16 protein-coding genes are annotated in these 12,004 nt (G+C 37.9%); 11 read left to right on the top strand and 5 right to left on the bottom strand.

The features are described from left to right. Positions 1 to 117: 117 nt before the first annotated feature. The 3 genes from ABZC96_RS04485 to rpsT are packed head-to-tail and all read right to left on the bottom strand — an operon-like array spanning position 118 to position 1,971. Positions 118 to 579: a hypothetical protein gene (locus ABZC96_RS04485; RefSeq protein ID WP_373029378.1), complete on the bottom strand. Its 462-nt coding sequence runs from the start codon at positions 577 to 579 to the stop codon at positions 118 to 120. Between the two features lie 3 nt (positions 580 to 582). Next, on the bottom strand, positions 583 to 1,650 hold the full coding sequence (gene prfA, locus ABZC96_RS04480; RefSeq protein ID WP_373029376.1) for a peptide chain release factor 1: 1,068 nt from the start codon (positions 1,648 to 1,650) through the stop codon (positions 583 to 585). 51 nt (positions 1,651 to 1,701) lie between these two features. Continuing rightward, complete coding sequence (gene rpsT / locus ABZC96_RS04475) at positions 1,702 to 1,971, bottom strand: 30S ribosomal protein S20 (protein ID WP_373029375.1); 270 nt, start codon at positions 1,969 to 1,971, stop codon at positions 1,702 to 1,704. 221 nt (positions 1,972 to 2,192) lie between these two features. Between rpsT and glmM the strand changes: the two genes are divergently transcribed. The 3 genes from glmM to ABZC96_RS04460 are packed head-to-tail and all read left to right on the top strand — an operon-like array spanning position 2,193 to position 4,806. Beyond that, positions 2,193 to 3,530 (top strand): phosphoglucosamine mutase, encoded by a 1,338-nt coding sequence (gene glmM / locus ABZC96_RS04470; protein ID WP_373029374.1) that lies wholly within the window; start codon positions 2,193 to 2,195, stop codon positions 3,528 to 3,530. After that, complete coding sequence (gene lspA / locus ABZC96_RS04465; protein ID WP_373029373.1) at positions 3,530 to 3,979, top strand: signal peptidase II; 450 nt, start codon at positions 3,530 to 3,532, stop codon at positions 3,977 to 3,979. Before glmM ends, lspA begins: the two co-directional genes overlap by 1 nt. Further along, the gene (locus ABZC96_RS04460; RefSeq protein WP_373029372.1) at positions 3,976 to 4,806 is read left to right on the top strand and encodes a paraquat-inducible protein A; all 831 of its coding nucleotides are present in this window, start codon (positions 3,976 to 3,978) and stop codon (positions 4,804 to 4,806) included. Before lspA ends, ABZC96_RS04460 begins: the two co-directional genes overlap by 4 nt. A 75-nt stretch (positions 4,807 to 4,881) precedes the next feature. Here ABZC96_RS04460 and ABZC96_RS04455 read toward each other — a convergent pair whose 3' ends face one another. Together ABZC96_RS04455 and moaC are read right to left on the bottom strand one after the other, a co-directional pair. Further along, positions 4,882 to 5,151: a YbeD family protein gene (locus tag ABZC96_RS04455; RefSeq protein WP_373029370.1), complete on the bottom strand. Its 270-nt coding sequence runs from the start codon at positions 5,149 to 5,151 to the stop codon at positions 4,882 to 4,884. Positions 5,152 to 5,169: 18 nt separating this feature from the next. Continuing rightward, complete coding sequence (gene moaC, locus ABZC96_RS04450; protein ID WP_373029368.1) at positions 5,170 to 5,643, bottom strand: cyclic pyranopterin monophosphate synthase MoaC; 474 nt, start codon at positions 5,641 to 5,643, stop codon at positions 5,170 to 5,172. A 168-nt stretch (positions 5,644 to 5,811) separates the two neighbouring features. Here moaC and ABZC96_RS04445 point away from each other — a divergent pair, with 168 nt between their 5' ends. The 8 genes from ABZC96_RS04445 to ABZC96_RS04410 form a co-directional block, all read left to right on the top strand. Next, positions 5,812 to 6,486 carry a recombinase family protein gene (locus ABZC96_RS04445; protein WP_373029367.1) on the top strand — a complete coding sequence of 225 codons (675 nt, stop codon included), beginning with the start codon at positions 5,812 to 5,814 and terminating at the stop codon, positions 6,484 to 6,486. Next, complete coding sequence (gene ccoG / locus ABZC96_RS04440) at positions 6,487 to 7,932, top strand: cytochrome c oxidase accessory protein CcoG (protein WP_373029365.1); 1,446 nt, start codon at positions 6,487 to 6,489, stop codon at positions 7,930 to 7,932. It begins immediately after the preceding gene. Positions 7,933 to 7,983: 51 nt separating this feature from the next. Next, the gene (locus ABZC96_RS04435) at positions 7,984 to 9,159 is read left to right on the top strand and encodes an NAD(P)/FAD-dependent oxidoreductase (protein ID WP_373029364.1); all 1,176 of its coding nucleotides are present in this window, start codon (positions 7,984 to 7,986) and stop codon (positions 9,157 to 9,159) included. A 159-nt stretch (positions 9,160 to 9,318) separates the two neighbouring features. Continuing rightward, entirely contained in the window at positions 9,319 to 9,834 is a 516-nt protein-coding gene (gene tpx, locus ABZC96_RS04430; protein WP_373029363.1) for a thiol peroxidase, read from the top strand. Positions 9,835 to 9,991: 157 nt separating this feature from the next. Continuing rightward, positions 9,992 to 10,558, top strand: coding sequence for a murein L,D-transpeptidase family protein (locus ABZC96_RS04425; protein WP_373029362.1), 567 nt, complete (start codon positions 9,992 to 9,994; stop codon positions 10,556 to 10,558). Between the two features lie 9 nt (positions 10,559 to 10,567). Then, entirely contained in the window at positions 10,568 to 10,954 is a 387-nt protein-coding gene (locus ABZC96_RS04420) for a hypothetical protein (protein ID WP_373029361.1), read from the top strand. Positions 10,955 to 10,976: 22 nt separating this feature from the next. After that, positions 10,977 to 11,570 carry a murein L,D-transpeptidase family protein gene (locus ABZC96_RS04415; protein WP_373029360.1) on the top strand — a complete coding sequence of 198 codons (594 nt, stop codon included), beginning with the start codon at positions 10,977 to 10,979 and terminating at the stop codon, positions 11,568 to 11,570. 108 nt (positions 11,571 to 11,678) lie between these two features. Continuing rightward, on the top strand, positions 11,679 to 12,004 hold a 326-nt coding region (locus ABZC96_RS04410), incomplete at its 3' end, for a DUF1566 domain-containing protein (RefSeq protein ID WP_373029358.1).

Genomic DNA, 12,004 nt, shown 5'->3' with positions numbered 1-12,004 from the left:
GCTGCAGAGATAGTGAAACGTTCTCACTGTTGTACAATAAATTACATTGATGTGTACAAAGTGATAGAGTGGGAAGATTTTAAAAGTAAATTAGAGTTTGAATGTAAGGAATGAGAGTTAAAGCGTTTGATGTATCTCAAACCAATAAACCTCATTCCTTATAATAGTAGCTTTTTTTCTTTGATTAAAGTGTTCTGTAATGTCAAAGCCTTCTGTACCAAGACCTTCTTTATATGCCTTAATAAATGAGGCATAAGTATCTTCTTTTATAGCTGTAATCTCATAGGTCACTTTATCGTATATTAGATTACCGACATGTTCTTGTGTCCTGTCTGTTTCATTGAGATTGATACTTCCATAACGTTCTTCTTCTGGAAGAGTCATATTCATCTCTATGTAGGTACGCATAGAGGCTATCATATGTTCTAATTGTTTGAGTGGTACATCTGTAGATTCGATGATCGTTGAAAGCTCTTGTGTATATCCCCAGGCACCAGAGAGGGCGAGGTTAGCATCAAAAGCGGATTTAATCACTTCTTTTAGATCATTATCACTTTGGAGCTGCGCAAACTTAATCATGAATTAGAGACCCGCTTCTTGGATAGCTTCGGTTTGTGCATGTGCAATAAGTGGATCGATGACTAATTTCATGTTCCCGTTATTCATAATATCATCTAAGGCATAGAGTGTTAATCCTATACGGTGGTCCGTAAGTCTGTTTTGCGGGTAGTTGTAGGTTCTGATCTTTTCTGAACGGTCACCTGACCCTACTTGAAGTTTTCTTTGGCTTGACGTTTCATCCAGTTGTTTTTGGAGTTCTGCTTCATACACTCTTGCTTTAAGGACCTTCATCGCTTTGTCTCTGTTCTTATGTTGAGATTTTTCATCTTGTATCGCTGCAACGATACCTGTGGGAATATGTGTTAAACGTACAGCAGAATCTGTTGTATTTACCGACTGTCCGCCGCAACCGCTTGAACGGTATACATCCATTTTGATCTCATTTGGTTTAATGTCTATCTCCACATCATCCACTTCAGGGATGACAGCAACAGTAATGGCGGAAGTGTGAACACGTCCTTGTGTTTCAGTGTCTGGAACACGCTGAACACGGTGTGTCCCAGCTTCATATTTAAGCTGAGAATAAACACCATGTCCTTTGATCTGTGCGATAAGTTCTTTGTACCCGCCAGAAGTTCCCTCATTGGTACTGACGATTTCTATTTTCCAGCCCATTTGCTCTGCGTAGCGGGTATACATTTTAAAGACATCTGCTACAAAAAGTGCACTCTCATCTCCTCCCGCACCTGCACGTAATTCAAGGAAAATGTTTTTGTCATCATTTTTGTCTGTAGGGATCATGAGGATCTTGATCTCATCTTCTAGGGCAGGGAGCATCGGTTCGAGTTCACTTAGTTCTTCTTTTGCAAGGTCACCAAGTTCCGGATCACCTAAAAGTTCTTTATTTTCTTCTATGGCATTGGCAGTTTCTACGTATAGGTTTGCTTTTTCCACCAAGTCACTTAGGTCTGACTGCTCTTTACTGAGTTCTGTCATACGCTTAATATCACTAGCAATGTCTGGAGAACTTAATAGTTCACTGAGTTCGTTGTATCTGTCGATGAAAGGTTGAAGTTTTTCTTTGAACATAGGCGTTCTTTGTATTAGATTGGGGTTGTACTGAAGGTGTATCGAGACTGCTTATGCAGCTTCGATAGCATTTACCATTTTATGAAGACGGCTTACTTTTCTAGCTGCAGTTGTTTTCTTGATGAAACCTTTGCTCACTAGTGAATGAATTTGTTTGTTTGCTGTTGCGAATGCTGTTGTCGCTGCTGTTTTGTCTGCTGCTGCTACTGCTTCGTGTACAGCTTTTGTGATGTTTTTGATTCTTGTTCTGTAATATCTGTTTCTCTCAGTTCTTACAGCAGTTTGCAAAATACGTTTTTTTGCTGATTTATGGTGTGCCATGGTGTTTCCTTTATAGGTATATTGTTATTACTCAATTAATTAGAGTGAAAATAGTTCGCGAATAATAGCTAAAAAAAGATTAAAGATTTATTAATTTAATGTTATTACATATTAAATTGCATAGGAAATAAAGGGTTCCTATAGAGGAATGTTAATCTAATTTGCGTTAAAATGAAGCCAATAGAATAATGGGGCAATGAAAAACCCTTAAGGAAATCATTTTGACACTTTTTGGAACAGATGGCGTACGTGGAAAAGCAGGGAAGAAGGTAAGTGCGGTCAATGCAATGCGTTTGGCTATGGCAACAGGTATCTACTTTAAACAATTTGCAAAAACGAAAAAAATTTTAGTAGGTAAGGATACCAGACGTAGTGGGTATATGATAGAAAATGCCATTGTTTCAGGATTGACTGCGGTAGGATTCGATGTGATACAGATAGGTCCTATGCCCACGCCAGCCATTGCTTTTTTAACAGAGAATATGCGTTGTGATGCGGGGATCATGATATCGGCTAGTCACAATCCATATTATGACAATGGGATTAAGTTTTTTGATGCAGACGGTAATAAACTTAACCGTGACAAAGAAGAAGAGATCGAAGCTATATTTGAGGACGATAGTGCGATCGATGATGCACAAGTAACCGATAAAAATATAGGTAAATCTAAACGTATTGATGATGTGATAGGACGTTACATTGTACATATTAAGAACTCATTTCCCAAACCACTTACATTGGCAGGGAAAAGGGTGGTGATAGATTGTGCCAATGGTGCAGGATACATTGTAGGACCTACTATACTGCAAGAGCTTGGTGCAGATGTTGTAGTGATAGGCGATAAGCCTAACGGGTTTAACATCAATGAAGGGTGTGGTGCGATGCACCCAGAAAATTTGGCAAAAGTGGTTTTAGAGTCTCGTGCAGATGTGGGGATTGCATTGGATGGTGATGCCGATAGACTTGTAATGGTCGATGAAAAAGGTGAAGTGGTGGATGGAGATAAGCTTATGGCTGTACTGGCTGTACATCTTAAAAATCATGATAAACTCAAAGGTGGTGGCATGGTAGCCACAGTGATGAGTAACCAAGGATTGGATGAGTACTTGGCCTCAGAGGGCTTAAATCTGTACCGTTCTGCCGTAGGTGATAAAAATGTTGTAGAGATGATGCAGGAAAAGGGAATAAACTTCGGCGGAGAGCAGAGCGGCCATATCATTTTCTCTGATTATGCGAAAACAGGAGATGGTATTTCCAGTGCATTACAGGCATTGGCATATTTGGTAGAGACAGACAAAAAGGCAAGTGAAGTATTTAATCCGTATGACTCTTATCCTCAAATGCTGGTAAATCTACGGGTAGATGAAAAAAGGGCATTTGATGCCATTGATGGGCTGGATGAACTGAAGACTAAAGTAGAAAGCTTGGGGATGAGACATCTTTTCAGATACTCTGGAACAGAAAATAAGATCCGTCTTTTACTTGAAGGGAAAGATGAAGAAAAACTTGAAGAGATGATGGAAGAGTGCAAAACATTTTTTAAAAGAGCATTGGCTTAATGAGAGCTTTTGCTGTCTTTTTTTTGGTGCTTTTGGGTACCTTTATTGTAGACCAGAATATTAAATCACTTTTTGTTGAGGGGTATTATCGGCCTGGAGCGTGTATAGACCTTGAGTTGCATTACAATAAAGGTGTGGCTTTCTCTATGTTATCTTTTCTTGGACCTTATCTTAAATGGATACAGGCACTGCTTGTATTGGCTATCTTGTTCTTTGTCTTTAAAGAGGGATATATCAAGCGTTATGCATTTCCTGTAGGATTATTGGTAGGTGGAGCATTGGGCAATGTCTATGATCGTTTTGTGCATGGGGGTGTGGTCGATTATATCGCTTGGCACTGTGGCTTTAATTTTGCGGTATTTAACTTTGCAGACGTGGCTATAGACCTTGCTGTTGTGTGGATACTTATTATGGTGTATTTCTTCAAAGAAGAGACTGAAGCGAAATGAAAATGAAACAATTCATACTTTACATTGCACTGAGCGTGATCTTGGGAGCGATGGTTTTCTTTGGAGTCAAAGCATATAAACAAGCCATACTTTATGAAGAAGTTACTACAGAATTGGTCTCCTATCAGGATGCAGGGCAACAGGCAAGTCTAAGACTTGAACAACTTGCAAAAAGTTTATTTGGTGACCTATACGATGATGAACTAAAAATGAAACTTGATAAGGTTCGTGAAAAACAAGAAGCAGCTATGGTTAAAGCACAAGAGTATACATTTTACTTTATGTGTCTCTTGCTAGTTGTTTTGCTCTCCTTCTTTATTGTCTCCTTGCGAACATTTACACTGTTTGGTTCTCTCTCTGCAATGATGACACTTCTCCTTGGACTGATCACTCCTATTTTAATGGTTACCATTCATAAAGAAGTGGAATATTTGGGAGATATTGTCCTCTCTTTTGAATCTAAAGGGGTCATAGGATCAATCGTAAAACTTTGGGAAAGTGGGGATGTAGTGGTTGCTACGGTCATTTTACTCTTTTCTGTTATAGTCCCTGTACTAAAAGTAAGCTCTTTACTCATTGTCTCTATCTTTATGGAAAGTAGGTTTGCACATGGCATTATTACATTTTTCAAGATGATAGGAAAATGGTCAATGGTGGATGTTTTTGTCGTAGCGGTATTTTTGGTGTATCTCACAGCCAATAAAGGAGATGTAAGTCGAGCAGAAGTTGAAATGGGTCTCTACTTTTTCTTAGCGTATGTGATCGTTTCTATGTTCGTAAGTTTAAGTGCGGATAAAATGCTATCTTCTAATAAGAGCGTATATTGAGCAAGTCCCAATATACTATGTTCACACTAAATTATACCACAAGGGCACTTCAGCAGTTGGCTGATGCAAGGTGAATTAAATCACCATATCCACATCATCATGATCTTGACAGTATTTAAAGATACGATTTCTCTCTTCTTCTGTTTCTACAACACAACTGGCATTATAGGTATGAAACTTACCGGTTCTTGAGGAATTTCCTAAAGAGCAAAGATGTTCTTTCCCTCCCATCGCTTCTTTGATACAGGCTAAAAGCGCTTCCTTGTCTCTACCTATGAGTTTAAAGCCCCATTGGGTCGGATATTCTATTTTGGGTTTTTGGGGTGTGTTATCATCTAAAATCATTGCTTCTCCTGTTGAATCTTATGCACGGTTAAAATCGCCACTCTTACCACCAGATTTATTTTCTAGTTGAACATTTTTAATGACCATACCTTTGTCAATGGCTTTAAGCATATCGTAAATAGTAAGCAGTCCTACACTGACTCCTGTGAGTGCTTCCATCTCTACCCCTGTCTGTCCGTTGAGTTTTGCTGTGACTGTGAGTTTAAACCCCGGGAGTTCAGGAAGCTCTTCAATGTCCGTTTTGACGGATGTCAACATAAGTGGGTGACACATAGGGATAAGTGTTGAGGTTTGTTTTGTCCCTTGTATGGCAGCGATGACGGCAGTTTGCAGCACAGGTCCTTTTTTTGCTGTGTTTGCTATCACTGCATCAAAAGCAGGTTGCCCTACTTCTATGATGCCACTTGCCGTAGCAATACGTATTGTATTGTCTTTGTCAGATACATCGACCATTTTAGGTTTATTTTGTTCGTCTAGATGCGTAAGGTTCACTTTTTATCCTTAAATACTATAATAGGCGTATTTTAACATAAAATAGACGTAAGTAAAGAAGCATTGACGATAAAAATAGATAAAATGACGTAAAAAGTCAAAATATACTTGACTTTTTACACCATATAAGATAATATTATTAAAATTATAATAAAATAAAGGTGTTTGATGGTTTATGCATATATGAGACAAGTACCAGACTTTCCGAATCTGACTACACAGCAGAGTGATATTTTATCCTTTACATTAAAAAAAGAACTAAAAATAGACAAAGAAGTAGTTGAATATGCGACAAAAAATCTTCTTCTGGATGAGAGAGAGGAGTTTGAAGACTTTTTACAAACGATGCAGGATGGTTACACAATTATTGTCTCATCTTTGTATATACTGAGTGACAGGGTAGAAGAGTTGATAAAGGTGATTAACTGTATGCTGAGTCATAACGTTAATCTTTGGATCGTAGATAAGAATATGCGTATGAATCAAGATACAAATATGGTGGACATCTTTCCCCTGCTCAATGCATTAAGGAAAGAGGAGAAAGAAAAAACAAACCATATAGGACGTCCAAAAGGGAGTAAGTCAAGTTCTAAGTTTGATATTTATCAAAGGGAGATTATCTCTCATTTGAGTGAGGGAATGAGTGTAAGTGCTATTGCCAGAGAGTTAGATGTAAGTCGCAGTTCTTTGAAAGATTATATAGAGTCACGAGGAATTAAAGAGTTGATAGAAGGGTCATGGATAGAGATGGATCAATCTAAAAGTGCCAGAAGTATGGAGAATATAGTACTTATCTGTCCATTTGAAGAAGCGAGAAAAGCCAAAGAACAAAAGGTATCATAAATGGAATCAACAATAATAACAGAAAAATCAAAGAAAAAGCAGGCAAAAGAGTATTTGAAAGGCTGGGTACCTTATCGTATCAAAAGGTATTGGATGTATGCAGTCGTGACAATAGTGGCATTGGTGATGCCATGGATCACGATTAATGGTAACCACTTGTTTCTATTAAGTTTTGATCAGAAAAAACTACATTTGGCAGGTGTTGCTTTCGATATGCAAGAGCTATACTTAATGCCATTTTTACTTATGCTTCTTTTTCTTGGAATATTCGCAGTCACTGCAGTAGGTGGTAGAGCATGGTGTGGATGGGCATGTCCTCAAACTATTTTTCGTGTGATTTACAGAGATGGTATAGAAACAAAACTTTTAGGTCTAAGAAAGCGTATTAAAAATAAACAGCAAGAGCCTGATTTGAGCAAGATGGAGAATAAAGTGAAAAGTTTTATCGCTATTTTGCTTTGGTCTGTGATCGCTTTTGTGGCTGCCGCTGATTTTTTATGGTTTTTTGTACCGCCTGAAGATTTTTTCAGATATATAAGTAACCCTACAGAGCATATGGTATTGACAGGTACTTTAGTGAGTGTAGCTCTTTTTATTATTCTTGATGTCGTATTTATAAAAGAAAACTTCTGTGTCTATGTTTGTCCGTACAGCCGTGTACAGTCAGTACTTTATGATGATGATACTATCATGGCAGTCTATGATCCTATCCGTGGTGGAGATATCTATGAAGGACATGGATATCAGAGAGAAAAGAAATTTACGAAACAAAAAGAGTTGTTAAAAGTGAATGAAAGTGCTGAGTGTACAACATGTGAAAGTTGTGTGACAGTATGTCCGACACATATTGATATCCGTAAAGGGCTTCAGCTTGAGTGTATAAACTGTCTAGAATGTGTAGATGCCTGTACTTCTGTTATGGGCGCATTGGGTAAACCAAGCTTGGTACAGTGGTCGAGTGAAAAAGAGACGCTTCATCACGCAGGGAAAACCAACTACTTTAGAGGTAAGGTTATTGCGTATTTTGCTGTGCTTATGATTGTACTTGTATCGCTGTTTGTGATGGGAAGTAAAAAAGAACATATGCTTTTAAACATTAACAAGGGACAAAGACTCTATAAAGTGCTGGACGACGGAGTAGTACAAAATGACTATATTTTTATGTTTGCCAACACAGATAGAAAAGCACATACCTATTACTTTGAAATTGTAGGAAATGATAAAATTACGATCAAAAGACCTTCTGAACCATTCAAGCTAAGTGCGGGAATGAAAAAGAAAAAAGTAGTTATTTTGGAAACAAAAGAACAACTGGCAAACAATATCAGAAAAGATGTCCCCGTGCCTATACTCATAAGAGCGTATGCTACAGATGATAAAGAGAAGATCATGGTTGAAAGAGAGATGGTATTTTTCTATCCTCGTGCAGATTTGGTCAAAAATTAGAAGAGAAGAGATGATGAGTATTAGAATAGAAAATAGAAAAGGATGCGCGTGTTGAGTAGTACAAAGGTGTTGGTGTTGGGCGGTGGCTTTGCCGGTGTTGAAGCAGCTATCTATCTTAAGAAGCAAGAGCTAGATGTAACACTTGTGAGCGACAGAGATTATTTTTATATCTATCCTACGTCTATCTGGATACCTACAGGTAAAGTGACAAGAGAAGATGTATCGGTTCCTTTAGACAGACTTGCGATGAAACACGGGTTTCAGCTCATTATAGATCCTGTGACACAATTAGAGGCTGAAACTAAAAAAGTAACTTTAGAAAGCGGTCGTATTTTAGAAGGGTATGCCTATATGGTTGTGGCACTTGGGCAGGACAAGATACAGCTAAAAGGTATGGAGCATACGCTTTCTATCTGCGGTAAACCAGAAGAAGCTACGGTACTTTATGAACGTTTAGACACATTGATACGGAAAAATGAAGGGAAAATTGCCATGGGCTTTGGCGGTAATCCTAAAGACACTTCTGCTGTACGTGGCGGTCCTGCGTTTGAAGTACTTTTTAATGTAGACACCTATCTGAAGAAAAAAGGAGTACGTGAGAACTTTGAACTTACTTTTTTTGCTCCTATGGAAAAACCCGGACAAAAGATGGGTGAAAAAGCGTTAGTAATGATGGATAAGATGTTCAAAATGACGAATATCCATAAAAAAGTAGGAACAAAGATCACGCATTTTGAAGAAGACGGTATCTGTTTTGAAGATGAGACGAAGCTAGAATCGGATCTGACAATGTTTATTTCAGCGGGTACGGGGCATAGCGTACTCAAAGAATCTGGACTTCCACTGAGCGATGCAGGTTATGTTGTTACCAATGAATATAATGAGATAGAAGGGTTTGAGGGGATATACGCCATTGGCGATTCTGCTTCTCTTATGGGGCCGGAATGGAGAGCAAAACAAGGTCATGTTGCTGAAGTGATGGCTAAAAATGTTGCATATAACATACTCAACCATGCACAAAATATAGATTCTAAACAAAGTTATATAGAACATTTGAATATTTTGTGTGTAATGGATACGGGGAATGGTGCAGCATTTGTCTATCGTAGTGATAAGGGAGGGAAGATGATACCTATGCCTTTTATAGGTCACTGGATGAAAAAGATGTGGGGATGGTATTGCCGTTATTCTAAATTAGGAAGGATTCCTAGAATTCCGGGTATGTAATAAGTGTTAAAGAGTGATAATATTTTGCCATTTTTATGCATTACCTTTGGTGAATTTAGGTAAATTTTTAGAAATAAGATAAAATTTATCTGAATTAAGATTATGTTTATATTGTTTAAGACATAATGCCTGTATAAAAATTATTTTAAAGGCAATTAAATGGCAACAGTAACATTTAAAAATGACATCGTATGTAACCTAGCGGGTACAGAAATTAACGTAGGTGACACAGCTCCAGTAACAACAGTAGTAAATTGTGATCCAATGCTTCAAGACGAGACAATTGGTGGTGAAGGTAAAGTTCAATTGGTAATTGCAGTACCATCACTTGATACAGGTGTATGTGATGCAGAGACTAGAAGATTTAACACTGAAGCAGCTAGCCTTGACGGTGTAGAAGTAGTGACAGTATCTATGGACCTTCCATTTGCAGCGGCTAGATGGTGTGGTGCAGCGGGAATCGATAACATTAAAGTATGTTCAGACTTCAGAAACAAAGATTTTGCTAATAATTATGGTGTTCTTTTGGCAGATGGTCCTTTAGCGGGTATCATGGCTAGAGTGATCTTTGTTATTGGTAAAGATGGTAAAGTTACTTATAAACAAGTTGTCCCAGAAATTACAGAAGAGCCTAACTACGAAGAAGCTCTTGCAGCAGCTAAGGCAGCTTGTTAATTAGTTCTCCTCTTTAGATAAACACTCTTCAAAAGAAGAGGTTTATCGCTTTCCTCTTACAGTACACTTCCTTTTTCAAGCTTTTTTATTTACCGTTAGTTATCTAATTTGTGTTAAAATATATGATTAGATAGACGTTTGAAGGATACGATAAAACATGAAATACCTCTATGGATTTATGATGTTACTATGGCTGACAGGATGTAAAAATGAGCCTATACCTGTAGTCAATAACCAATATACGTTAGAAGAGTGTAAAGAAGAGTTACTAGAGGCTGAAGACTTTTCCCCAGGAGAAAGCATTGATAAGATCGTTGTTGTAAAAAAAGAACGTAAAATGTACCTATATAAAGATAATAAAGTGATAAATACACTGCCTGTCTCTTTGGGTAAAAACCCTGTAGGAACCAAACAGCGACAAGGAGATAATAGAACACCAGAAGGTGAATTTTGGATCTCCAGAAAGCTATGTTCTCCTAAGTATTATCGATCTCTTTGTCTCTCATACCCGCGCCCAGAGGATAAAGCAAGAGCTGCCAAAAGGGGAGTGAACCCGGGAGGGTCCATTACACTACATGGACAACCTACCTGGAATGCAGATGGCAAAGGAGATAACTATACGCTATCCCAAAATTGGACGCAAGGATGTGTCGCTGTAACAAATTCAGCAATGAGAGAGTTGTGGTATGCTGTACGAGAAGGTGTTCCAATTGTTATACAATAAAGGTAAAGTGTGAGATATACACAAAAGCAGATCGATAAATTTAATCGTCAAAAATATATTGTAGAATTAGAGAAAATAAGTAAAAATCTTTTTCGTATGTTCAGAGATGACAATGTATCTGCTCAGGATTTTGTGATAAAATTCAGACAACTTAAAAAGAAGTTTGATGAGAAAGAAGAGGTTCATCTTGAATCGGAGTACCATCAGCAGCTTAAAGAGTATATAGTGCGTATTTATGTGAAGACCTGTTTAGTAGACGTATTTACAGACAAAGAATTTTCCGATATACGTGAGGCAGAGATGAGCAATTTAAATCGCCTGCAGAAGTTAAAAAACGGCACATCTTATAAAAAAGACAAACATAAATCCAAACGCCAAAATGAGGATTGGGGTTGATTATTTTAGAAAAAGGAAAGAAATGAAAATAAAATTGAGTATGTTAGGGTTGGCGATAGCACTGTTCATTGTTGGGTGTGGTGAGACTCCTTACTATGGGAAAGTAGATAATACACCTTATGCAACAAAAGAGTGTATGAATGAATTGGCAAGAGGGGCAGAGATAGACCACAACAATAAAATAGATAAGATCGTCGTCTATAAGAAAAAAAGAATGATGTATGCATACAAAGATGGGAAGGTTGTTGAAGAATACCGTATCTCTTTGGGAGCCAATGGTGGAGCCAATGGTGGAAATAAAGTAAAAGCAGGAGACTATAGAACACCGGAAGGTACCTATAGTATAGTGAGAAAAAAATGTGATTCCAGACTCTATAAGTCTCTCATGATCTCTTATCCAAGTGAAGCAGATAAAGCAAGAGCACGTGCAAGAGGTGTAAACCCAGGCGGGTACATTACGATTCATGGGCAACCTAAATGGAATGCTGATGGAAGAGGTGATAACTATACTCTTTCCCGTGATTGGACCGAGGGGTGTATGGCAGTACCAAACCTTGCTATGGATAAACTTTGGTGTGCTGTTGAAAAAGGTGTAAAAATAGAAATAAATGCATGATTTGTTGTATAATATTAGATTATTTCAGATTATAGGCTAAATTTAGCTTGGTTTGATGAATCTTATATTATGATATTGAATAATATTGGATAACCAAAGGAGAAAAAGATGAAAAAAGTACTTATATCGGCATGTATATCTATGTTCACAACTTTACTTATGGCAGGGGGCGATAAAAGCGTTACGCTTTCACCTGTTGTGGAGATGTCAAATACATCTTGCAAAACAAATAAAGTTTATGTTGAAGCAGATGCAAAACTAATGTGGCAAGATGCAGCATATACGGACGGAGAAGATGGTGCCTATAAACGTGGTCAGTCTGTAGGAAAAGCAGGAAAGCATAGACATGCAATGAATTATTGTCGTGCACTGAATTATGCGGGATATAATGATTGGAGATTGCCTACAGCAGATGAGCTAGCGCATGTCCATGC

Origin of the sequence: Sulfurovum sp. (genome assembly GCF_041551015.1) — a bacterium.
Taxonomy (GTDB): Bacteria; Campylobacterota; Campylobacteria; order Campylobacterales; family Sulfurovaceae; genus Sulfurovum.
Note: the sequence above shows the minus strand (reverse complement) of the source record. Positions and strands in the feature narration are given on the sequence as shown.